Source organism: Streptomyces sp. YIM 130001, assembly GCF_003574445.1.
Classification (GTDB): domain Bacteria; phylum Actinomycetota; class Actinomycetes; order Streptomycetales; family Streptomycetaceae; genus Streptomyces.
Genome location: NZ_KZ984575.1, coordinates 25,934 through 48,813, shown reverse-complemented (window position 1 = coordinate 48,813; position 22,880 = coordinate 25,934). Strand labels below are relative to the sequence as shown.

Annotated in this window: 22 protein-coding genes; 18 read left to right on the top strand and 4 right to left on the bottom strand. The window is 71.1% G+C overall.

All coding sequences use genetic code 11. From position 1 onward, the window contains the following. The first annotated feature begins 79 nt into the window (after positions 1-79). Positions 80-286, top strand: coding sequence for a hypothetical protein (locus DSC45_RS35965; protein WP_162929418.1), 207 nt, complete (start codon positions 80-82; stop codon positions 284-286). Next, the gene (locus DSC45_RS33500) at positions 283-606 is read left to right on the top strand and encodes a Rieske (2Fe-2S) protein (RefSeq protein ID WP_119295796.1); all 324 of its coding nucleotides are present in this window, start codon (positions 283-285) and stop codon (positions 604-606) included. Before DSC45_RS35965 ends, DSC45_RS33500 begins: the two co-directional genes overlap by 4 nt. Before the next feature lie 107 nt (positions 607-713). On the opposite strand, the gene DSC45_RS33495 is transcribed toward DSC45_RS33500, so the two are convergent. Continuing rightward, positions 714-1,118 (bottom strand): pyridoxamine 5'-phosphate oxidase family protein, encoded by a 405-nt coding sequence (locus DSC45_RS33495; RefSeq protein WP_119295795.1) that lies wholly within the window; start codon positions 1,116-1,118, stop codon positions 714-716. 236 nt (positions 1,119-1,354) lie between these two features. Here DSC45_RS33495 and clpB point away from each other — a divergent pair, with 236 nt between their 5' ends. From clpB to DSC45_RS33480, 3 genes are all read left to right on the top strand, one after another. Continuing rightward, positions 1,355-4,000, top strand: a complete 2,646-nt coding sequence (gene clpB, locus DSC45_RS33490; RefSeq protein WP_119295794.1) for an ATP-dependent chaperone ClpB — start codon at positions 1,355-1,357, stop codon at positions 3,998-4,000. Between the two features lie 164 nt (positions 4,001-4,164). Then, positions 4,165-4,722 (top strand): YbjN domain-containing protein, encoded by a 558-nt coding sequence (locus tag DSC45_RS33485; RefSeq protein WP_119295793.1) that lies wholly within the window; start codon positions 4,165-4,167, stop codon positions 4,720-4,722. A gap of 271 nt (positions 4,723-4,993) precedes the next feature. Further along, on the top strand, positions 4,994-5,374 hold the full coding sequence (locus DSC45_RS33480) for a Uma2 family endonuclease (protein ID WP_240434991.1): 381 nt from the start codon (positions 4,994-4,996) through the stop codon (positions 5,372-5,374). Positions 5,375-5,386: 12 nt separating this feature from the next. Here the strand turns inward: DSC45_RS33480 and DSC45_RS33475 are convergent, their stop codons facing one another. Then, positions 5,387-6,595 carry a pyridoxal phosphate-dependent aminotransferase gene (locus DSC45_RS33475; protein WP_119295792.1) on the bottom strand — a complete coding sequence of 403 codons (1,209 nt, stop codon included), beginning with the start codon at positions 6,593-6,595 and terminating at the stop codon, positions 5,387-5,389. A gap of 968 nt (positions 6,596-7,563) precedes the next feature. Between DSC45_RS33475 and DSC45_RS33465 the strand changes: the two genes are divergently transcribed. The 9 genes from DSC45_RS33465 (at position 7,564) to DSC45_RS33425 (ending at position 17,394) form a co-directional block, all read left to right on the top strand. After that, complete coding sequence (locus DSC45_RS33465) at positions 7,564-7,878, top strand: hypothetical protein (protein WP_119295790.1); 315 nt, start codon at positions 7,564-7,566, stop codon at positions 7,876-7,878. 284 nt (positions 7,879-8,162) lie between these two features. Continuing rightward, the gene (locus DSC45_RS33460) at positions 8,163-8,681 is read left to right on the top strand and encodes a DUF2617 family protein (protein WP_119295789.1); all 519 of its coding nucleotides are present in this window, start codon (positions 8,163-8,165) and stop codon (positions 8,679-8,681) included. A gap of 141 nt (positions 8,682-8,822) precedes the next feature. Beyond that, entirely contained in the window at positions 8,823-10,379 is a 1,557-nt protein-coding gene (locus DSC45_RS33455) for a polyamine aminopropyltransferase (RefSeq protein WP_119295815.1), read from the top strand. Positions 10,380-10,485: 106 nt separating this feature from the next. Further along, a complete protein-coding gene (locus DSC45_RS33450) occupies positions 10,486-11,499 on the top strand; it encodes an SRPBCC family protein (RefSeq protein ID WP_119295788.1) in 1,014 nt (337 codons plus the stop codon). A gap of 58 nt (positions 11,500-11,557) precedes the next feature. After that, positions 11,558-12,355, top strand: a complete 798-nt coding sequence (locus DSC45_RS33445) for an aldose epimerase family protein (RefSeq protein ID WP_119295787.1) — start codon at positions 11,558-11,560, stop codon at positions 12,353-12,355. Positions 12,356-12,512: 157 nt separating this feature from the next. Further along, the gene (gene pyrE / locus DSC45_RS33440; RefSeq protein ID WP_119295786.1) at positions 12,513-13,085 is read left to right on the top strand and encodes an orotate phosphoribosyltransferase; all 573 of its coding nucleotides are present in this window, start codon (positions 12,513-12,515) and stop codon (positions 13,083-13,085) included. Between the two features lie 199 nt (positions 13,086-13,284). Continuing rightward, positions 13,285-14,307 (top strand): class II fructose-bisphosphate aldolase, encoded by a 1,023-nt coding sequence (fbaA, locus tag DSC45_RS33435; RefSeq protein ID WP_119295785.1) that lies wholly within the window; start codon positions 13,285-13,287, stop codon positions 14,305-14,307. A 311-nt stretch (positions 14,308-14,618) separates the two neighbouring features. Next, positions 14,619-16,241, top strand: coding sequence for a maltose/glucose-specific PTS transporter subunit IIBC (gene malX, locus DSC45_RS33430; RefSeq protein ID WP_119295784.1), 1,623 nt, complete (start codon positions 14,619-14,621; stop codon positions 16,239-16,241). A gap of 4 nt (positions 16,242-16,245) precedes the next feature. Further along, positions 16,246-17,394, top strand: a complete 1,149-nt coding sequence (locus DSC45_RS33425; protein ID WP_119295783.1) for a MalY/PatB family protein — start codon at positions 16,246-16,248, stop codon at positions 17,392-17,394. 28 nt (positions 17,395-17,422) lie between these two features. Here DSC45_RS33425 and DSC45_RS33420 read toward each other — a convergent pair whose 3' ends face one another. Beyond that, positions 17,423-17,842 (bottom strand): DUF3151 domain-containing protein, encoded by a 420-nt coding sequence (locus tag DSC45_RS33420; RefSeq protein WP_119295782.1) that lies wholly within the window; start codon positions 17,840-17,842, stop codon positions 17,423-17,425. 184 nt (positions 17,843-18,026) lie between these two features. On the opposite strand from DSC45_RS33420, the gene DSC45_RS33415 reads away from it, so the two are divergent. The 3 genes from DSC45_RS33415 to DSC45_RS33405 all read left to right on the top strand — a co-directional run bounded on the left by DSC45_RS33415 (position 18,027) and on the right by DSC45_RS33405 (position 21,127). Continuing rightward, complete coding sequence (locus tag DSC45_RS33415) at positions 18,027-18,848, top strand: tryptophan 2,3-dioxygenase family protein (protein ID WP_119295781.1); 822 nt, start codon at positions 18,027-18,029, stop codon at positions 18,846-18,848. Continuing rightward, complete coding sequence (gene kynU, locus DSC45_RS33410; RefSeq protein ID WP_119295780.1) at positions 18,841-20,091, top strand: kynureninase; 1,251 nt, start codon at positions 18,841-18,843, stop codon at positions 20,089-20,091. Before DSC45_RS33415 ends, kynU begins: the two co-directional genes overlap by 8 nt. A gap of 100 nt (positions 20,092-20,191) precedes the next feature. Beyond that, positions 20,192-21,127 (top strand): alpha/beta hydrolase, encoded by a 936-nt coding sequence (locus DSC45_RS33405; protein ID WP_119295779.1) that lies wholly within the window; start codon positions 20,192-20,194, stop codon positions 21,125-21,127. 26 nt (positions 21,128-21,153) lie between these two features. Here the strand turns inward: DSC45_RS33405 and DSC45_RS33400 are convergent, their stop codons facing one another. Continuing rightward, positions 21,154-21,756: a GNAT family N-acetyltransferase gene (locus DSC45_RS33400; RefSeq protein ID WP_119295814.1), complete on the bottom strand. Its 603-nt coding sequence runs from the start codon at positions 21,754-21,756 to the stop codon at positions 21,154-21,156. Positions 21,757-21,935: 179 nt separating this feature from the next. On the opposite strand from DSC45_RS33400, the gene DSC45_RS33395 reads away from it, so the two are divergent. Further along, positions 21,936-22,760: an NAD(P)H-binding protein gene (locus DSC45_RS33395; protein WP_119295778.1), complete on the top strand. Its 825-nt coding sequence runs from the start codon at positions 21,936-21,938 to the stop codon at positions 22,758-22,760. Positions 22,761-22,880: the final 120 nt, after the last annotated feature.

Below are 22,880 nucleotides of genomic sequence, written 5' to 3'. Positions count from 1 at the left end.
GTGGTGCAAGGGGGGAGTCTGGGCCATGGTTTTAGCCACGGGGGTGGGCAGAGACATCTTCAAGTGAGGTTGCTCGGTGATGACCAAGAGACTGATACGCGCAGTGGTCGGTGTTTCCTTCATCGCTGCTGCCGCATTGGGCGTTGTCGGCCAGTTGGAGGATCCCAGCTGGGACTTCGCGCCGGCGACGATTGCTGCGGCCGCCGGTGACCCGCAAACGGAACTCGTGCCCGCCGCAGTTCCCGACCCGAGTTGGGACAGCGCGCCGGCGGGCGTGAACACATGACGACCCCGCCGGACGACCCCAGCTTTCGGCGGGAGATGGCGTCTGCCTACCGGTCCGGGTGGCATTTCATCGACCTCGTCACGGCAATCCCCCACCGTGGCGATTCGTTGATGGTCACCCTGTTCGGTGAGCCGGTGGTCGTCGCCCGGGACGAGGACGGCGACGACGTCCGCGCCTTTCGCTGCCTGCGCCGCCCCCGGGGCGCTCCGCAGCCCGTACGGTGCGCCGTGCGGTACGGAATGATCTTTGTGAATCTCGACCAGCGCGACCATGAACTGGTCGAGCCCGAACCGATCCCCGCCACCCCCCGCAGTGCCTGAGGCGGTTCCCCCGTCGTTACAGACCGCCCAGGCACTTCCCCCGACAGCGGCGCCATCGTGGACCTGAACACGGTGGCGCCGCTGTGCGTTTCCCGGCCGGTTTCGGCTCAGACCCGGCCGAGGGCCCGGGTGAGCGCAATCTCCAGGACCACCCGCTCCGGGTTCACCCGCGGCTGCCGGCCGTAGCGCTCGGCGTAGCGGGCCTCCGCGTCGGCGACCCGGTCCGGTTCCGTGCGGACCGTGGCGCGGCCCTCGAGCGTCGCCCAGTACCTGCCCGCGACCTGGCAGACGGCGACCGGGGCGCCGTCCTGCCCGGCGGCGAGGATGTTGACGGTCTTACGGCTCGACCTGCTGGTGATGACGCGGGCCAGGCCGGCGTCGGGGTCGTAGGTGACGCCCACCGGAGCCACGTGCGGAGTGCCGTCCGGGCGGAGCGTGGTCAACGTGCAGACGTGCTTCTCGCGCCAGAAGCTGAGGTAGGACGCGGACGGGTTCCGCGGATCTGTGGCCATGTCCCGGAACCTACTCCTTGGGCGAGGACGCCCCTCCGGCCCGCCCTCGTCGCCGGCCCACGAACCCCGTAATCCCTTGCCCGATCGGCTCGCCCGTTCGTACTTGAGTGCAGTAGACTCAACTTTGTACACGTTGATCGGGTCAGCCTCAGGCGGGGGACGGAACACCTCGCGCGGGCCGCCCCGAGACCGTCATCGACCGCCCTGTCCAGGGCCGCAAGGAGGAGTACGCACCCGTGGACGCCGAGTTCACCCATCGCAGCCGGGACGCGGTCAAAGCGGCCACCGACCGGGCCGTGTCCGCAGGACACCCGGACCTGACCCCCGCGCACCTGCTCCTCGCCCTCCTCGAGGGCGAGGACAACGAGAACATCACCGACCTGCTCGCCGCGGTCGAAGCGGACCAGGCGGCCGTACGCGCCGGTGCGGAGCACCTGCTCGCGGCCCTGCCCACCGTCACCGGCTCCACGGTGGCGCCCCCGCAGCCGAACCGCGAGCTGCTCGCCGTCGTCAGTGACGCCGCCGCACGCGCCAAGGACCTCGGCGACGAGTACCTGTCCACCGAGCACCTGCTCATCGGTATCGCCGCGAAGGGCGGCCGATGCGGCGACGTACTCTCCAAGCAGGGCGCGAGCTCCGAGAAGCTGCTCACCGCATTCGAGTCGATCAGGGGAGGCCGACGGGTGACCACACCCGACCCGGAGGGCCAGTACAAGGCCCTCGAGAAGTTCGGTACGGACTTCACCGCCGCGGCCCGCGAGGGCAAGCTGGACCCGGTGATCGGCCGGGACCAGGAGATCCGCCGTGTCGTGCAGGTGCTGTCCCGCCGCACCAAGAACAACCCGGTGCTGATCGGCGAGCCCGGCGTCGGCAAGACCGCCGTCGTCGAAGGCCTCGCCCAGCGCATCGTCAAGGGCGACGTGCCCGAGTCGCTGCGCGACAAGCGGCTCGTGTCGCTGGACCTCGGCGCGATGGTCGCGGGCGCGAAGTACCGCGGCGAGTTCGAGGAGCGCCTGAAGACCGTCCTGTCCGAGATCAAGGAGAGCGACGGGCAGATCGTCACGTTCATCGACGAGCTGCACACCGTCGTCGGTGCGGGCGCCGGCGGCGACTCCGCGATGGACGCGGGGAACATGCTCAAGCCGATGCTGGCCCGCGGCGAGCTGCGGATGGTCGGCGCGACCACGCTCGACGAGTACCGCGAACGGATCGAGAAGGACCCGGCCCTGGAGCGCCGCTTCCAGCAGGTGCTGGTCGCCGAGCCGTCCGTCGAGGACTCCATCGCGATCCTGCGCGGTCTCAAGGGACGCTACGAGGCGCACCACAAGGTGCAGATCGCGGACTCCGCCCTGGTCGCCGCGGCCGCACTCTCCGACCGGTACATCACCTCCCGCTTCCTGCCCGACAAGGCCATCGACCTGGTCGACGAGGCCGCGTCACGGCTTCGCATGGAGATCGACTCCTCGCCCCTCGAGATCGACGAACTCCAGCGCGCCGTCGACCGGTTGCGGATGGAGGAGTTGGCGCTCGGCAAGGAGACCGACCCGGCCAGCAAGCAGCGCCTCGACAAACTGCGCCGCGACCTCGCCGACAAGGAGGAGGAGCTGCGCGGACTGACCGCCCGCTGGGACAAGGAGAAGACGTCCCTGAACCGGGTCGGTGAGCTCAAGGAGAAGCTCGACAGCCTGCGCGGCCAGGCCGAACGCGCCCAGCGCGACGGCGACTTCGACACCGCGTCCAAGCTGCTCTACGGCGAGATCCCGGGCCTGGAACGGGAGTTGGAGGAGGCCGCGGCCGTCGAGGAGGAGGTCGCGAAGGACACCATGGTCAAGGACGAGGTCGGCCCCGACGACATCGCCGACGTGGTCGGCGCCTGGACCGGCATCCCGGCGGGGCGGCTCCTCGAGGGCGAGACGCAGAAGCTGCTGCGCATGGAGGACGAGCTCGGCCGCCGTCTGATCGGCCAGAGCGAGGCCGTACGGGCCGTGTCCGACGCGGTGCGGCGTACCCGTGCGGGGGTCGCGGACCCGGACCGGCCGACCGGTTCGTTCCTGTTCCTCGGCCCCACGGGTGTCGGCAAGACCGAACTGGCCAAGGCACTCGCCGACTTCCTCTTCGACGACGAGCGGGCGATGGTCCGTATCGACATGTCGGAGTACGGCGAGAAGCACAGCGTCGCCCGCCTGGTCGGTGCTCCGCCCGGCTATGTCGGGTACGAGGAGGGCGGCCAGCTCACCGAGGCGGTGCGCAGGCGCCCGTACTCCGTGGTGCTGCTCGACGAGGTGGAGAAGGCGCACCCGGAGGTCTTCGACGTCCTGCTGCAGGTGCTCGACGACGGCCGGCTCACCGACGGCCAGGGCCGCACGGTCGACTTCCGCAACACCATCCTGGTCCTCACCTCCAACCTGGGCAGTCAGTACCTGGTCGACCAGGGCACCTCGCCGGAGGAGAAGAAGGAGCAGGTCCTGAAGGTCGTCCGGGCCTCGTTCAAGCCGGAGTTCCTGAACCGGCTCGACGACCTGGTCGTCTTCTCGGCCCTCGACACGGATGAACTGAGCCGGATCGCGGCCCTGCAGATCGGACGGCTCGCGAAGCGCCTCGCCGAGCGCCGTCTCACCCTCGACGTCAGTCCGGCCGCCCTGGCCTGGCTCGCCGAGGAGGGCAACGACCCGGCGTACGGAGCGCGGCCGCTGCGCCGCCTGGTGCAGACGGCGATCGGCGACAGTCTCGCGCGGGAGATCCTCTCCGGCGAGATCGCCGACGGCGACACCGTCCGGGTGGACGTCGCGGGCGACGGCCTTCTGGTGGGCCGCGCCTCGGTGCACGAGGTGCCGGACGAGGGACAGGACGCGGGACCGCAGGAGGTACCGGAGTCCGCTTAGCGGGTACCCGGCGCACAGTCCCGGCCATCACGGCCGGGGCTGTCACCCTGGCGGGTGGACGGGCGCCCCGTCACCGCGACTAGGGTCGAAGCAGCAGATTGCATACGTCCGGGCAAACGTCCGAGTTCCCGAGCACCTACGCGCAATACTCAGGAGTACCAGGAATGACTATCGACCCGTCCTCGATTCCGAACTTCGGGGGCCAGCAGCCCGAGCCGCAGCCGGGCGGCGACGCACCGGCGGGCCCGATCGTGCCCGACCAGGACCTGGTCAAGCAGCTCCTGGACCAGATGGAGCTCAAGCACGTCGTCGACGACGAGGGCGACCTCGCGGCGCCGTGGGAGAACTTCCGTACGTACTTCATGTTCCGTGGCGAGGGCGACCAGCAGGTCTTCTCGGTGCGTACGTTCTACGACCGGCCGCACGCCATCGAGTCCAAGCCGCAGATCCTCGACGCGATCGACGACTGGAACCGCCGCACCCTGTGGCCCAAGGTCTACAGCCACACCCACGAGGAAGAGGGCGGCCCCACCACTGTCCGCGTCATCGGTGAGACGCAGATGCTCATCGGCACCGGCGTCAGCCTCGAGCACTTCGTGTCCTCGACGGTCAGCTGGGTGCGCGCGGCGATCGAGTTCGACCGCTGGCTGGTGGAGCACCTCGGCCTGGTCGAAGAGGTCGACTCGGCGGAGAAGCCGGAAGACGACGATTCCGACAGCTGAATCCCGGCCACGCTCGGCCCGAGAGCCCGGCCCCGGTCGGTCGCCCCACAGCGGCGACCTACGGGCGCCGGGCTTTCGCCGTGCGGTGCACTGTGGCCTCCTCACCCGGCGGGAATCCGGCGGAACCTCCGCCGCGACCGGTGCTGTGGTCGGCTCCGCCGTATCTCCTGACGACCCACGGGAAGGAGTCGTCGATGAGCGTTGACGCGATCATGCACACCGAGTTCCCCGCGGGGTACACCGTCCTGTTCGGTGCCGACGGAAGGTGATCATGACGCCGCGGAGCGAAGAGCACTCGAGCACGATCCGGTCGCTGCAGATCGATTCCGCCGCTGCTCTCGGCCGCCACGCGAAGGTCGTCTCCGACGTGTACATCGACTTCCCAGCCGATGAGAACTCTGCCCCTGACCTGGCTATTCTTCGCGAGGACGCCCGCCGGGAGGGCAAGCGGTACAGCTTTGCGGACGTCCTGTTGATCCCTGAGGTCGTCTCCACCTCGTCCGCACGGACTACGACGACTGCACGGCGAAGTACGGCCGGTACGGCATCCCCGTCTACTTGGTCGTGGACCCCTGTCGCGCTGCCTGACGGCCGCACCTGCACGCTCGACCTCGATGAGCTCCCCCTCCCGGACGAGGGCGGCACGCGCTGATGTCGAGGGCCCTCAGCGCAGTCCCGCGAGGCGGGTGACTGCCTCGGTGAGGACGTGCTCGCGTTTGCAGAAGGCGAAGCGGACGAAGGGGGCGCCGGCGTCCTTGTGGTCGTAGAAGACCGCGTTGGGGACGGCGACGACGCCCGCGCGCTCGGGCAGTGAGCGGCAGAAGGCGAAGCCGTCGCTCTCGCCGAGCGGGCGGATGTCGGTGGTGATGAAGTACGTGCCCTGCGCACGGTGCACGCCGAAGCCGGCGTCGGTGAGGCCGGCGGCGAGCAGATCGCGCTTGGCGCGCAGGTCCTCGCGCAGATCGTGGAAGTACGAGTCCGGCAGCGCGAGCGCTTCGGCCACGGCGTACTGGAAGGGGCCCGCGGAGACGAACGTCAGGAACTGCTTGGCGGAGCGGACCGCGGTGACGAGCTCGGGTGTCGCGGTGACCCAGCCGACCTTCCAGCCGGTGAAGGAGAAGGTCTTGCCGGCGGAGGAGATGGTGACGGTCCGCTCGCGCATCCCGGGGAACGAGGCGAGTGGGATGTGTTCGCCGTCGAAGACCAGGTGCTCGTAGACCTCGTCGGTGACGACCAACAGGTCGCGTTCCACGGCCAGTTCGGCGATCGCGGCGAGCTCGTCGCGGGTCAGCACGGTGCCGGTCGGGTTGTGCGGGGTGTTGAGGAGGAGGAGCCGGGTGCGGTCGGTGACGGCGTCGCGCAGCTCGTCGAGGTCGAGCCGGAAGCGCGGTCCATCGCTGTCGTCCTCGGCGGTGGTGGGCCGCAGGGTGACGGGGACGCGGGTGCCGCCGGCCAGGGCGATGCTCGCCGCGTACGAGTCGTAGTACGGCTCGAGGGCGATGACCTCGTCGCCGGGTTCGACGAGCGCGAGGAGCGATGCCGCGAGTGCCTCCGTGGCGCCGGCCGTGACGAGGACCTCGCGGTCCGGGTCGTAGGTCAGCGCGTACCGCTTGGCCTGGTGCTCCGCGACGGCCTCGCGCAGCTCCGGGATGCCGGGGCCCGGCGGGTACTGGTTGCCGCGGCCGTCCCGCAGGGCCCGTACCGCCGCCTCGCGTACGGACTCGGGTCCGTCGGTGTCGGGGAAGCCCTGTCCCAGGTTGATCGCACCGGTCTTCACGGCGAGCGCCGACATCTCGGCGAAGATCGTCGTGCCGAACTCGGCGAGCCGGCGGTTCAGGAGCGGGCGGCGTTCGGTGGAGGTCATGGCCGCCATCCTGCGCCGAACCTCTCGAGTTCCTCAACTCCTGCTTTACTCCGGCCCGGGGCGGGGATCCGAACGGAACAGCACGCAACGGCACGGAACAAAACGGAGGCGAAGGGACGGGGGAAGGCATGGAGTTCTTCGGAGTCGGTCTCGGGATCGGCGCCCTGCTCGTACTGATCGTGGTCGGGTTCGGGGCGGCGATCAAGTCCGGCAGCAGCCACGGTTCGGTGCGCCACAACCGCCGTAGCCGGAACAGCGGTTGGGCCGGTGCCGGTGGCGGTGGCGGCTGGGGCGGCGATGGGTCTTCGTGCGGCGGGGGATCGTCGTGCGGTGGTGGGTCGTCGTGTGGCGGTGGCGGTGGCGGTGGCGGGGGTGGCTGCGGAGGTGGCGGTGGCGGTGGTGGGGGCGGGTGACCGCCCCCCTGTGCGGGGACCGGGCCGTGCGGGCGTGGTGGAGAACCGAATCCGCGTCCGGGCCCGTCCTGTACTGAGTACGCCGCTACGGGTACGCCGCGGCACGGCGCCGGCGGGCGACCGTTTCGGGGAGCCGGTGGCGGGCTGTGGAGGCGGGCCGTAGCAGTACGTCGTGAGCAGTGGTAGAGACGGGCAGCAGCAGAAGGACGTAGTACGGAGCGGACAAAGGAGGCACGCATGGTGGGTGGCGCGGTCTTTATGGTCGTCATCGCAGTCGTCGTGGTGGTCGCGGTGCTCGTCGGCGCCCTCGTGCTCGGCGGCTCGGGTTCGCGGTCTCGCCGCGGCCGTAATCGGAGCAGTGGCTGGGGCGGCGGCGGAGGCCTCGGCGGAGGCGGTTCCTCGTGCGGCGGGGGCAGTAGTTGACGCCTCGGCGCAGGCGCTTGCGCCGGAACCGAACACGGAACACCGAACAGCACGGAACACGGCACAGGGACCACGGAGTACGGACCACGGAGTACGGACCACGGATCGAGATTCACGGACTACTGACCACGGGGGCGACGCATGACCGACACCGGAGCATTCATCACGACCGGCGTGCTGACGGCGGCCGTCCTGCTGGCCGTCGTCCTGGCCGCACGCAAGGACGGGAAGCCGCGTCCGGCGGGCGGCGGCGGCCGGCGGACCCGTAACCGGCACAGCACCTGGGCCGCCGGCGGTGCGGCGGGCGGCGGGTACGTCCCCCAGGCGGGCGGAGAGAACGCCGGATGGTTCGACTCGGGCTCCGGCGGCTCTTCGGACGGCGGCTCAGGCGCCTCGTGCGGGGGCGGCTCCTCGTGCGGTGGCGGCGGCGGTGGCGGCTGCGGAGGCGGTGGCTGAAACCCGATCGTCCCGGGCGTGCCGCGAACGGCCTTTGCCCCGGGCATGGTTGGAGGGTGGAGAACAGGTGAACTGGGCAGCCCCCTGGGGATGGAAACTCTGCGTAATTGGGCAAAAGCCCTGTGTCAGCGGCCCTGTCCATGATTCGCTCTATCCGTCAACGCAGCCCTCGGACGATTCGCGGGCGGACAGCCGGTGAGCCCCTGGCCCCGGACCAGGGCTTGTTTCAGGCCCTGGGTCGGACCGGCTCAACTTTCACTGCGTGATCCTTGCGGAGCCGACCCATGCTCACGACCCTCAGGACCTCCTACACCGATACACGTGCGGACGATCTCGCGTGGGCGCTCGGCCGTGAGCCGCTGCCCGCGCTCGCTGTGCTCGACCTCCAACTGTCGGGTGCCACGATCCAGTTGAGGCTCCTCGGGGCCTCCCATCAGGTCCTGCTCGATCAGGAGCAGGGCACCTGCTCGGAGACGGTCGCCTGCATCCCGGGCAGCAGCACCCCGCTCCCGCTCGGTGTGGCCAAGCGGGTGGGCGCCTGCGAGTACGAGTTCGCGGCGCGCGTCGAGACCCTGTCGACGGCCTCGTTCGCGGGCCGCGCCCAGGAGTTGATCGCGCTGGTCGCCGACCACCCCAACGGGATCGTCGGGGTGTTCCCCGGCAGCCCGTACGCGTTCACCGCCCTGCTCGCGCAGCGGCTCGAGGAGCAGGTGCTCTGGCGCACCTGGCACGCGTACCCCCAGGAGGGGCAGCTCGTCTCGACCCGGACCCGGGTCGGCGTGCGTCAGCCCGCGCCCGTCTGACCGCGCACGATGACTCAGTTGCACTCCTGTGGGTGACCCTTCGTGCATCGAGGGTGACGTAGCGTGCCGAGCGTGATCGAACCGCCGCGAACCGAGCTCAAACCCCATGCCCCCGCCGGGATCGGGGAGCCGGGGAGTTCCGTGGCACTGCCTGTCAGCGCGCGCACGGGGCGGTTCCTGGTCCTGCTCGGGGTGTTCGTCTGCGCGGCCTGCGGTCTGGTGTACGAACTCGAACTGGTCGCTCTCGCCTCGTACTTGATCGGGGACTCGGTCACCCAGGCGTCGATCGTGCTCTCCCTCATGGTGTTCGCCATGGGGGTGGGCTCGCTGCTCGCCAAACGCCTGCGGCCGTACGCGGCCGTCGGGTTCGGCGCGATCGAGGTGGCGCTCGCGCTGGTCGGCGGGTGCAGCGCGCTCGCGCTGTACGCCGGATTCGTGTGGGGCGGTCACACCCGGGTGCTGCTGATCGCGTTCTCGCTGGCGGTCGGGGTGCTGATCGGTGCCGAGGTGCCGCTCCTGATGACCCTGATCCAGCGGATCAGACGGCAGGACGCGGGCGGCGCGGTCGCCGACCTCTTCGCGGCGGACTACGTGGGCGGTCTGGTCGGCGGGCTCGCCTTTCCGTTCCTGATGCTGCCGCTGTTCGGGCAGTTGACCGGAGCGCTGGTGACCGGCGCGGTCAATGTGGTGGCGGGCAGCGGTCTGGTGCTCGGCCTGTTCGGGCGGGATCTGACCGCGCGTTCCCGGCGGTTGCTCCTCGCCGCTTCCCTCCTGGTCCTGGCCCTCCTCGCGTCCGCCGCCGTCCTGGTCGGCGACTTCGAACGCAGTGCGCGCAAGGCCCTGTACGGCGACGAGGTGCGGATCGCGATGCAGAGCGACGTCCAGGAGATCGTCCTGACCGGCAGCGTGGGATCGCCGCTCAATCTGTACCTCGACGGCCGCCTCCGGGTCAGCGGCGCAGGCGAGTTCCGCTACCACGAGGCCCTGGTGCACCCGGCGATGAACGGCCCGCACGCGCGCGTACTGGTGCTCGGCGGCGGCGACGGTCTCGCCGTCCGCGAAGTCCTCCGCCACCCCGGCGTACGCCGCGTCGACGTGGTCGAGCTCGACCGCAAGGTCGTCGAACTCGCGCGCGAGGACCCGGAGTTGACGGATCTCAACGAGGACTCGCTGCACGATCCGAGGGTCCGCGTCGCGCACGGCGACGCCTTCGACTGGCTGCGCTCCGCCCGCGGTGCGTACGACGTGGTCGTCTCCGACCTCCCCGACCCGGGCATCACGGCCAGCTCCAAGCTCTACTCGCAGGAGTTCTTCGGCCTCGCGGCCCGGCTGCTGGCCGACGGCGGTCGGCTCGCGGTGCACGCCGGGCCCACGGGCGACGGCTGGCAGCGCTCCTTCTGGACGGTCGACGCGGGCGTACGGGAGGCCGGGCTGAGGACCACGGCGTACTGCGCGTTCGGCCGGCCGCCGGGGTTCGGCGGAGGCCCCGACCGCTCGTCCGCCTCGGTCCGTACGCCCAGGGACTGGGGTTTCCTGCTGGCCGGACGGAGCAGGCCCGCACTCGGCCTCGACCCGTCCGTGCCCCGACGCGGACTGACCCGGTCCGCGCTCGAGCAGGGCGCACGGCTGGCGGAACGCACCCGGGTCGACGGCCTGCCGCCGTCGACGCTCACGCATCCGCGGTACGCGCAGCAGTGACGGGCGGTCGGTCGTGGGGTGCGGGTGTACGGGGCCGGAGGGTGGATTCAAGGGAAAGCGTTCTTAGGGGGTGCGGGCCGGGCGCCCGTGGGTAGGCTCGGCTGCCATGGAGCATGAGGTGTTCGTTCCGGTGTTGCCCGAGTCCGTCCGTGCGGCCCTGGGGGACGCGTCGCGCGTCGCGCGCAGCGTGCCCGGACTGCAGCGCGAGGCCCACGAGGGGGCCGAACCGGTCGCGGGCCGGCTCAAGGTCCGTATCGCGGGGCACAGCATCACCTACCGCGGGGCGCTGCGTGTCACGGAGCGCACGGGTGGCGCGGAGCCGTCCTTCGCCGTCGACGGCGACGCCACCGAGGCGCGTGGCACCGGCGGCGTCCAACTCTCCCTGACCGTGCGGCTGTTGCCCGCCGACGGCGGTACGAAGCTGGTCTTCTCCGGCTCCGCGAAGGCGCAGGGCCGGGTCTCGGAGTTCGAGCCGTCGGCGGTCGCTTCCGCGGGGCGCCGGCTCCTGGATCGGTTCGCGCAGCGGCTGGCGGAGGGTGCCGGAGAGCAGGGGGGCGCGGCTCCCCGGGACGCCGGTGCCGGTAGCGACTCCAGCGCTGCCCGTAGTGCCGGTGCCGGTGCGGACGCCGCCCGTGACGCCGGTGCCGAGGATGATGCCGCCGACGGCGGTGGGGCCCCGGGCGCGGATGACGCTCCGGACGCCGCCGCCGCGCCGCAGGGGCGGGACGGCTCCGGGCCCGCAGCCGGTGTCGGGCCGGCCTCCGAGTTCCCGCCGTTGCCCGGGGCGGAGCCCTTCGCGGGCGTCGATCCGCACCTGGAGTCCGGCTCCGTCTTCGACGCCGAGGTGCCGCCGTCCTCGCTGGACCCGTCGGCCGACGACGACTTCGCCGCGGAGAACCCGTACGGAGAGCCCCCGGCCGAGGCCGCGCACGCCCGTCGCACCATGATCGGCCGCAGCGCCGAGGAGGTCGACCACGCGCCGCCGCACGGCCGGTACGCGCCGGTCCCGGCGCCCGAGGGCGGTACCGCCACCGACACGCTGCGCTGGGCGGCACCCGTCGCCGCCGTCCTCGTGGTCTCCGCGGTCGCCGCGGGCCGCATCCTGCGGCGCCGGCGGTAGTTCCCGTCCGGCGGACCACCGCCGGAGGACCGCCACCGGCTCCGATTAGGGTCGGAGGGTGACCACACGAGATGACATCCTGCTGACCGCGGGCGACGCCGAGCTCACCGTGCAGGCGGGCAACGGCTGCCGTGCCGGAAGCCTCCGTATCGGCGGCACCGAGGTGCTCCGCCCAGGCGACCACTACGGCAGCTTCCCGATGGTGCCGTGGTGCGGCAGGACCGAGAACGGCCGGTTCAAGAACGGCGCGCGGGAGCACGAACTGCCCGTGAACGACCCGCCGCACGCCATCCACGGCACCGTCCGGGACAGCGCCTGGCGCACCGCGCACCGCACGGACTCCCAGGCCTCGTTCACGTACGACCTGGTGGACCCCTGGCCGTACAAGGGCCGTGTCACACAGGTCTTCGAGCTGACCGAGGACGCGCTGACGATCCGGCTCGGGGTCGAGACGTACGACGACTCGTTCCCGGCGCAGGCCGGCTGGCACCCCTGGTTCCTGCGCCGTCTCACCGAGGACGGTCCGGACGTGACGCTCGATTTCGACGCGGCCTGGCAGGAGGAGCGCGGCGCCGACCACCTGCCGACCGGCCGCCGTGTCGACCCGCGGCCCGGCCCCTGGGACGACTGCTTCGGCATGCCGGACGGCGTGGACGTCACGCTGACCTGGCCGGGACAGCTCGAGCTGCAGGTTACCTCGTCGGCGCAGTGGGCCGTGATCTACGACGAGCAGCCCGAGGCCGTCTGCGTGGAACCGCAGACCGGCCCGCCGAACGGGCTCAACACCCTGCCGCGTCTCGTCACGCCCATCGAGCCGCTCGAGACGGCCACGACCTGGACCTGGCGCCGGCTCTGAGCTGCGGCCGCCTCCCCGTGCCCGGCCGGGAACTCGACGTCCGCAGGCGGTCGTTGACGGACGGTTGTCCACAGGTCGCGGGAGGCGGCCGGGATGCTTGTCCACAGGCTGGGTACCGCGACGCCACCGACGTCCTTGCGCGCTTAAGCTGGCAGCCATGAGCGACGCCAACGCAAGCGTGCCGCCGGGCACACGTGACGATCTGTTGCAGCAGATCAAGGACAAGGCCGTGGTGCACGGCAAGGTGACCCTGTCGTCGGGCCTCGAGGCCGACTACTACGTCGACCTGCGCCGGATCACCCTGGACGGCGAGGCCGCCCCGCTCGTGGGCCAGGTGCTGCTCGACCTGACGGCGGATCTGGAGTTCGACGCGGTCGGCGGGCTGACGATGGGCGCCGACCCGGTCGCCGCGTCGATGCTGCACGCGGCCGCCGCACGCGGCCGGCGTCTGGACGCCTTCGTCGTCCGCAAGTCGGCCAAGGCGCACGGTCTGCAGCGCCGCGTGGAGGGCCCCGACATCGCGGGCCGCCGCGTCCTCGTCGTCGAGGACACCTCCACGACGGGCGGTTCCCCGCTGACCGCGGTCGAGGCGGTCCGTGAGGCCGGCGGCGAGGTCGTGGCCGTCGCGACGATCGTGGACCGGGCGACCGGCGCCGCGGAGAAGATCTCCGACGGCGCGGGAGTCCCGTACCTGTTCGCGTACGGCAAGGACGAGCTCGGCCTGGACTAGGGCTTTCCGGACATGCCCCGGGGCATGTCCTGGGCGTCTGCCGCCCGCGGCCCCGCGCGCCCGGTTCGCTGCCGCACCGGGACTGGAGCAATCCGCCGAGTCTGGAAAGATGGGGCCGACGATGACGTCGCCCCCGTCCGGTGCGGGGCCCGGTCCGGGCCACCCAGCACTCACTCGCACATCACCAAGGAGCGGTCAGATGCCCATCGCAACTCCCGAGGTCTACAACGAGATGCTCGACCGGGCGAAGGCGGGCAAGTTCGCCTACCCGGCCATCAACGTGACCTCTTCGCAGACGCTGCACGCCGCCCTGCGCGGCTTCGCGGAGGCGGAGAGCGACGGCATCATCCAGATCTCCACGGGTGGTGCGGAGTTCCTGGGCGGCCAGCACAACAAGGACATGGTCACGGGCGCCGTCGCCCTCGCCGAGTTCGCGCACATCGTCGCCAAGAAGTACGGCATCACGGTCGCTCTGCACACCGACCACTGCCCGAAGGACAAGCTCGACGGGTACGTACGGCCGCTGCTCGACATCTCCGCGGAGCGGGTCGCCAAGGGCGAGAACCCGCTGTTCCAGTCCCACATGTGGGACGGCTCCGCGGAGACCCTCGCCGACAACCTCTCCATCGGCGAGGAGCTGCTCGCCAAGGCCGTCGCCGCGAAGATCATCCTCGAGGTCGAGATCACCCCGACCGGCGGCGAGGAGGACGGCGTCACCCACGAGATCAACGACGAGCTGTACACGACGGTCGACGACGCGCTCCGCACCGCCGAGGCCCTGGGCCTGGGCGACAAGGGCCGCTACCTCCTCGCCGCCTCCTTCGGCAACGTGCACGGCGTCTACAAGCCGGGCAACGTCGTCCTGCGCCCCGAGCTCCTCAAGGACCTGCAGCAGGGCGTCGGCGAGAAGTACGGCAAGTCCTCGCCCTTCGACTTCGTCTTCCACGGCGGCTCCGGCTCGACGGCCGAGGAGATCGCGACGGCGCTGGAGAACGGCGTCGTGAAGATGAACCTGGACACGGACACCCAGTACGCGTTCACGCGTCCCGTGGCGGACCACATGCTCAAGAACTACGACGGCGTCCTCAAGGTCGACGGCGAGGTCGGCAACAAGAAGGTCTACGACCCGCGCACGTGGGGCAAGGTCGCGGAGGCGGGGATGGCCGCGAGGGTGGGGCAGGCCTGCGAGGCGCTGCGCTCTGCCGGCACGCGGATCAAGTAGGGCCTTCGGCCCTCACCGGGGCCGGCTCTCTTTCGTGCCTGTCCAGCAGGTCCGGTGAATCAAGCCCTTCCGGCGGTTGTGGAGCGGGGGCCGGGGCAGCGCCCCGCGGCCTCCAGGCATCGGCCTGGCGGCCTCGTCCTCAAGCGCCGGACGGGCTTGTTCGGTCGGCCTGGCGGCCGTGAGGTTGGTCTCGGGCGGGTCTCACTTTGCGGGCGACGCTTGCGCCGCGGGGGTGGGAAAGCCGAGGGTGACAACGATGTCGTACGCCACGTCGCCGGCGTAGGTACAACCCCTCACGAAAGCGCCCCCACGTGAAGAAGACCAAGGCCGCGCTCTGGGAGTTTCTCCAGGGCCTCGGCAAGACGTTCATGCTCCCGGTCGCCCTGCTCGCGTTCTGCGGCATCATGCTGGGCATCGGGTCCTCGCTGTCCAGTGATGCCGTCACCGAGAACCTGACCTTCCTGCAGGGACAGGGCTTCCACGTGGTGTTCACGTGGATGGCGAACACGGGTCTGGTCGCCTTCCAGTTCCTGCCGGTCCTCTTCGCGATGGCCATCCCGCTCGGCCTCGCGCGCGAGGACAAGGGCGTCGCCGCGTTCTCCGGCTTCGTCGGCTTCGTCGCGATGAACCTCGCGGTCAACTTCTTCCTCACCACCAAGGGCGTCGACTTCGAGGACGAGAAGGAGATCGCGCATTACGGCATCGCCGACGTGCTCGGCGTGCAGTCCATCGACACGGGCCTGCTCGGCGCCGTAGCGGTCGGCATCATCGTGGCCGTACTGCACCGCCGCTTCCGTGCCCAGCAGATGCCGGACGCGCTCGCGTTCTTCGGCGGCCTGCGGTTCGTGCCCATCATCTCGGCTCTGGTCCTCAGCATCGCGGGCCTGCTGATTCCGCTGGTCTGGCCGGTCTTCAACTCCTGGATCACCGCGGTCGGCCGCGGTATCGGGCACACCGGCGTCTTCGGCCCGTTCTTCTTCGGCATGGGCGAGGTGCTGCTGCGCCCGGTCGGCCTGCACCACATCCTGGTGGCCATGTTCCGGTTCACCGATGTCGGCGGCTCGGGTGCGGTCTGCGGCGACCAGGTCAGCGGCGCGCTCAACATGTTCTACGCCCAGCTGAACTGCTCCTCCGCGCCGAACGCCGACGTCACCTCCGCCACGCACTTCCTCTCCCAGGGCAAGATGGCCGCCTACCTGGGCGGTCTGCCCGGCGCCGCGCTCGCCATGTACCACTGCGCGAAGCGCGTGATGCGGCCGGAGATCAAGGCGCTGCTGATCTCCGGAGTGGTGGCCTGCGTGGTCGGCGGCATCACCGAGCCGCTGGAGTTCCTGTTCCTGTTCATCGCCCCGTGGCTGTACCTGATCCACGCTGTGCTGGTCGGTCTAGGCTTCCTGACGGCGGCGGTGCTCGGGGTGTTCATCGGCAACACCGACGGCAATGTCATCGACTGGCTGGTCTTCGGCGTACTGCAGGGCACGACCACGAAGTGGTATCTGGTGCCGGTGATCGCGGCCGTCTGGTTCGCGGTGTACTACTTCCTCTTCCGCTGGGCGATCAAGCGGTTCGACCTCAAGACCCCGGGCCGTGAGGACGATGACGACGACGCCGCCGCCGACGACGACGGCGCGGCAGCGGACGCGGCCGAGTCCGACGACGCCGACCGTCCCGCTCCCGAGCTGGTGGCCGGGAAGTACGACCCGGCCGCGATCCTGGCGGCGATCGGCGGCGCCGACAACATCACCTCGCTCGACAACTGCATCACCCGCCTGCGGATGACCGTCGAGGACGCCGACCGTCTGGACGAGGCACGGCTCAAGAAGCTCGGCGCGGTCGGTGTGATCAAGCTGGACCAGCAGACCGTGCAGGTCATCATCGGGCCCCAGGTGCAGTCCGTGAAGGACGCCATCGCCAAGCTGATCCCGGTGGGCTGACACCGTGCCCGCGTACGACTTCGACACTCCGGTGGACCGACACGGCACCTGGTGCACGCAGTGGGACTACGTCGAGGACCGTTTCGGTGTACCCGGTCTGCTGCCGTTCACCATCTCCGACATGGACTTCGAGACCGCACCCGAGGTTCTGGCGGCGCTGCGGACCCGGCTCGAGCACGGTGTGCTCGGCTACTCGCGCTGGCGGCACGAGGACTTCCTCGGTGCCGTCCGGCACTGGTACGCCACCCGCCACGACACCGGGATCGACCCGGAGTCCGTCGTGTACGGCCCCTCGGTCGTCTACCAGGTCTCGCAGCTGCTGCGGCTCTGGTCGAAGCCGGGCGACGGGGTCGTCGTGCACACGCCGGCGTACGACGCGTTCCCGAAGACGATCGAGGCGAACGAGCGCCGGATGCTGGGCTGCCCGGTCGACGACACGGAGCGGCTGGAGCGTCTCCTCGCGCTGCCCGACACCTCGGTGCTGCTGCTGTGCTCGCCGCAGAACCCGACGGGCCATGTGTGGACCGAGGACGAGCTGCGGACCATGGCGGAGCTCTGCTCGCGGCACGGCGTAGCGGTGATCTCCGACGAGATCCATGCCGATCTGACGCATCCCCCGCATCGTCACCTGCCGTGGTCACGGTTCGGTGCCGGGCGCTGGGCGGTGGTGACGTCCGCCTCGAAGGCGTTCAACATCCCGGCGCTGACCGGGAGTTACGGTCTGATCGGCGATCCGGAGTCGCGGGAGCGGTATCTGCGGGCGCTGAAGGACGCGGACGGGCTCTCGTCCCCGGCGGTGCTCTCGATCGTGGCGCACATCGCGGCGTACCGGGAGGGCGGGCCCTGGCTGGACGCGCTCGGCAGGTATCTGCGGGGCAATCTGGAGCGGGTGCGGGAGCGGCTCGACGAGGCGTTCCCGCAGCTCGGCTGGCGGCCGCCGGAGGCGGGTTACCTGGCGTGGATCGATCTGCGGCCGTTGGGCGTGGACGACGACGTGTTGCAGCGGGTGCTGATCGAGCGCGAGAAGGTGGCGATCATGCCTGGTGGGACGTACGGGTGTGCCGGGCATGTGCGGGTGAATGTCGGATGCCCGCGCTCCAAGGTGGAGGCGGGCATCCAGGCGTTGGTCCGCGGCCTGCGGGCGCAGGCCTGATCAGCTACGGCTGTTGAAGCTGCAACTGTTACAGCTTCAGTTCCGCGTAGGCCTCTTCGCTGCTGTCCTTGAGGAACTGGCGGCAGCGGTCCGCCTCCTCGGTCTCGCCGATCGCGGTGGCCGCGCGGGTCAGGGCGGCCAGGCAGCGCAGGAAGCCGCGGTTCGGGCGGTGGCTCCACGGGACCGGCCCGTGGCCCTTCCAGCCGGCCCGGCGCAGCGCGTCGAGGCCGCGGTGGTAACCGGTACGGGCGTACGCGTACGACTCCACGACACGTTCCGCCGCGAAGGCGTCGTCGGCGAGCATCGCCCAGGCGAGCGAGAAGGTGGGGAAGTCCGCGGCGACCTTCTCGGGTGGCGCGGACTCCTCGCCGAGCAGCCGGTACGCCTCCTCGTTCTCCGGAAGGAGGGTCGGGTCGGGGCCGCCGAGCAGGTTCTTGTGAGTCGTCATGCCGCAAGTCTGCCACTGCCCGCGAGGGCCTTCCGGCCCGCCGGAGGGCCCCGGCGGCCGGGGTCGACCAGGCGGGCCTTGCCCTTTTCCGGTTACGTTGCCGAAGATGCCGGTGGGGACCGGGGCCCCCGTGCCGGCTTCGGCAGGGGCGGACCGCTACCCGGCACGTATCAAGGAGACAGCGATGTCCCACGACGCGGAAAATCCGCATCTCGACTTCGCGGGTACCACCCCTTACGAGGACTACGTCCAGGCCGACGTCCTCACTCACCTCCAGCACCCTCTTTCGGACGATCCCGGAGAGATGGTCTTCCTGGTCACCACCCAGGTCATGGAGCTGTGGTTCACAGTGATCGTCCACGAGTGGGAGACGGCGTCCCGTGCGCTCGCCTCGGACGACATACCGACCGCGGTCGCCGCGCTCAAGCGCAGCGTCCGTGAGCTGGACGCGCTGAACGCCTCCTGGCGGCCGCTCGCCCAGCTGACCCCCGCCCAGTTCAACTCGTACCGCAGCGCTCTCGGCGAGGGCTCCGGCTTCCAGTCGGCGATGTACCGGCGGATGGAGTTCCTGCTCGCCGAGAAGTCCGCCTCGATGCTCGTCCCGCACCGGGGCGCCCCGCGTGTGCACGCCGAGCTGGAGAAGGCGCTGCACGAGCCGAGCCTGTACGACGAGGCGCTGCGTCTGCTCGCCCGTCGCGGATACGCGATCCCCGAGTCGGTCACCGGCCGGGACGTGTCGCAGCGCTACGAGCCCTCGCCCGAGGTCGAGGCGGTCTGGGCCGAGATCTACTCCGGTGACGAGAGCGCCGAACCGGCTCGTCTCGGCGAGGCGTTGACGGACGTCGGCGAGCTGGTGTGGCGCTGGCGCAACGATCATCTGGTGGCGACCAGGCGGGCGATGGGCTCCAAGACGGGCACCGGCGGTTCCGCCGGTGTCGCCTGGCTGGAGAAACGTGCCGCCAAGAACGTCTTCCCCGAGCTGTGGACGGCGCGCAGCCATGTCTGAGCCGTCGGCCGCGCACTCGGAGGAGGGGCGCCGCCCGATCCCGTCGCGGGAACGGTTGGCCGCGTCGGCGGCGGAGTACGACGCGAAGGACGAACTGCGTGGCAAGCGCGCGGAGTTCGTGCTCGACGACACGGTCTACCTGGACGGGAACTCGCTGGGCGCGTTGCCCGTGTCCGTACCCGCCGAGGTCGCGGACACGGTGGCCCGCGAGTGGGGCGAGCTGCGGATCCGCTCCTGGACGGAGTCCGGCTGGTGGACGGCGCCCGAGCGGATCGGTGAGCTGATCGCGCCGCTGGTCGGGGCTGCGCCGGGCCAGGTCGTGGTCGGCGACTCGACGAGTGTGAACGTGTTCAAGGCAGTGGTCGCCGCGGTCCGCCTCGCGGGCGGTCCCGCGGCGGGGCGGGACGAGATCCTGGTGGACTCGGCGACGTTCCCGACGGACGGGTACATCGCCGAATCCGCGGCCCGGCTCACCGGCTGCCGGGTCCGCGCGCTGCCGGTCGGCGAGATGGCCGCCGCGGTCGGCCCGGACACGGCGGCGGTGCTCGCCAACCACGCCGACTACCGCACCGGCCGCCTGCACGACCTGCCGGGCCTGACCGCCGCGGCCCGTGCGGCCGGGGCGGTGACGGTGTGGGACCTGTGCCACACGGCCGGCGCGCTGCCGGTCGGGCTCGACGACCACGGCGTGGACCTCGCGGTGGGCTGCACGTACAAGTACCTGAACGGGGGCCCGGGTTCGCCCGCGTACCTGTATGTGGCACACCGCCACCAGGACGCGTTCGACTCGCCGTTGCCCGGCTGGAACTCGCACGCGGAGCCCTTCGGGATGCTTCCGGGGTACGAGCCGGCCGACGGGGCCGTGCGGGGCCGGGTCGGGACACCGGACATCCTGTCCATGGCGGCGCTCGAGGCGGCGCTCGCGGTCTGGGACGGGGTGTCCGTGGACGCGGTGCGCGCCAAGTCGCTCGCACTGACGGACTTCTTCCTGACCTGCGTGGAGCGTTACGTTCCCGAGGGCCGGGTCGCTTCGGTGACGCCGGCGGCGCATGCGGAGCGGGGCAGTCAGGTCGCGCTGCGGTGCGCGGACGCGGAGGCCGTGATGGGGGAGCTGATCGCGCGCGGCGTGGTCGGCGACTACCGTGCTCCCGACGTGCTGCGCTTCGGCTTCACCCCGCTGTACGTGGGCTTCGCCGAGGCGGAGCGTGCGGCGTGGGTGCTGGCGGAGATCCTGCGGGGGTAGAGCCCCGGGAGCTACGGGGCCGGCCGGCGTCCGCCCGCCTCGGTGGACGCCGGCCGGCCCCCGTAGCGGCAACGTCATCGATACAGCAGAGAGGTCTGACATGGACGGCGCCGAAGAGGCGAGGGCACGGGACGCGGCCGAGGAGGCATCGGCCTTCTCGCATCCTCCCGTCGCCCCGGACGCGACCGCCGCGTACGGCGAACACCCGGACCAGGTGGTCGACTTCTACGCCCCGCGGGGTGAGCCGGACCGTTCTGCCCCGCTCGTCGTCGTCCTGCACGGCGGTGCCTGGCGGGCGCCGTACGACCGGGTGCATCTGTCGCCGTTCGCGGACTTCCTGGCGCGGCGGGGGTTCGCGGTGGCCAATGTGGAGTACCGGCGCGGGTGGGGGTCTGCGCAGCCTCCGGCCGCGGGAGAGATCCCGCGGCAGGGCGCGGGTCCGGGAATCGAGCCGGTGCGGGGCGGGGATCCGGTCGCCGGACGCTGGCCCGGGACGTTCGACGACGTGGCGAACGCGCTCGACCTGCTGCCCGGTCTCGTACGGGAGCATCTGCCGCTGGCTGATACCCGCAGGACCGTTCTGACCGGGCATTCGGCGGGGGGTCACCTCGCGCTGTGGGCGGCGTCGCGGCATGTGCTGCCCGAGGACGTGCCGTGGTTCCTGCGGCGTCCGCTGCCGCTGCGCGGGGTGGTGGCGCTGGCGCCGATCGCCGACTTCACGACTGCACGCGATCTGGACGTCTGTTCCGGTGCGCCGGTCCAACTGCTCGGTGGGGAGGCCCGGTTCGAGGAGCGGCGCGCTCTCGCCGATCCGTCGGCGCTGCTGCCCACGGGAATCGCGACGACCGTCGTGCAGGGCGGTACGGATGTCGTGGTGCCGCCGGCCGTGGCGGAGGCGTACGCGGATGCGGCGGCGAAGGCGGGGGAGGTCGTGGGCTTCACGATGCTCGAGGGCACGGGGCACTTCCCGCTGATCGATCCGGCGGCGGACGCCTGTGCGGTGGTGGCGGAGGAGATCGCACAGCTGGCGTTCTGACGTCGAGCCGCCCCCTCTTTCCCGCCCTACCGTGGGTCCCTGCGCATGCACCAGGTGCGGGGCCCGCCGTCGGGGAGCGGGGTCTCGGCGGTGACGTCGAAGCCGAGGCGCTTGTAGAACGCGACGTTCCGCTCGCTGGAGGTCTCCAGGAACGCCGGGTGACCCGAGCGTGCGGCCGCCTCGATGCCGGGGGTCAGTACCGCGGTGCCGAGGCCGCGGCCCTGGGCTTCGGGGATGACGCCCACCGTGTTGAGGAACCATGCGGGCTCCTGCGGTCGGTGCGGTGCGAGGGCCTGGTCGGCGGACTCGTAGGCGGGTGCCCGGTCGCCGGCGAGGTCGCCGAGGAGCGTGCCGATCTCGGCGAAGGCGGGAGAGGGGTCCTGGTCGGGGGTGGTCCAGACGGCGACCGCGCGCCCGGCGTCGGCGACCCAGGCACGGCCGTACACCATCCCGATGCGGGTCAGACAGAGTTCCTGGAAGCGTCGGATCCTGTCCTCGTGACCGTCCGCGGCGATGACGTGCCGGGTGAAGGCGTAGTCGGCGAAGGACCGGGCGAGGGTGTCGACGGCGGTGGGGACGTCGGCGTCGGTGATGGGGCGGACGATGGGGGTGTCCTGGGGCGGTGGCATTCCCGGGAAACGCTCGTGAGGGCGGGTGAGTTCCGGGGCGGCTCCGCTGCCGCCCGCCATCTCGGCTCTTGCGGACCGTAGTTGTCCGCAAGGCTTCCTATCGTGGTTCTACGAGCCGCTGAGGGGCGCCGTCCGGCGAAGCTTCGCCGCGGGCCCCGTCGAAGAGGGAGTACACCGTCATGACTGTTCTTGTCACCGGAGCCACCGGAAGCGTCGGACGCGAGATCGTGCGCGAGCTGCTCGAGCGCGGCGAGCGCGTCCGGGTGCTGACCCGGCGTCCGGACAGTGCGGCGTTCCCGGAGGGCGTGGAGGTCGTCGGGGGCGACCTCACCGACCCGGACACGCTGGGGGACGCCTTCGACGGGGTGTCCGCGGCGCATCTGATCACCTTCGGCGGCGAGTTGTTCGCGCCGCTGACCACGGGCCCGCGGATCACCGAGCTGGCGAAGCGCGCGGGTGTACGGCGGCTCACCGTGCTGCACGGCGGCGGAGAGACGCCGATGGAGAACGCGGTGCGCGAGAGCGGGCTCGACTGGACGGTCGTGATGCCGGTCGAGTTCATGTCGAACGCCCTCGAGTGGGCGCCCGGCATCAAGGAGAACGACGAGGTCCGCGAGCCCTACGCGGACCGTCTGAGCGCCATGGTGCACGAGGGCGACATCGGCGCGGTGGCCGCGGTGGCGCTCATCGAGGAGGGTCACGCGGGCCGCGAGTACCTGATCACCGGGCCCGAGGTGCTCTCGCTCACCGACAAGACGGAGGCGATCGCGGCGGCGCGGGGCCGCGCGGTCGAGCTGGTCGAGCTGTCCGCCGACGAGGCGCAGGCCGCCTGGCGGTCGTACGGCATGCCCGAGGACACCATCGCCTTCCTCATCGAGGTCTATGGCAACACTCCGCTCGAGGGCCGCACGGTCAACGACGTGGTGCCGCGGGTGACGGGCCGGCCGGCCCGTACGTTCGCCGAGTGGGCGGCCGCGCACGCGGACGCGTTCCGGGCGGGATGAGGCAGGGCGTCGGGCGGGCAGGGGGCTCGCGTAGTACTTGGGACGGAGGTGCGAGGACCCTCCTCGCTGGTGACGACCGCTCCGGTGGTTCCCCCTACCGTTCTGGGTGTGAACGAGACC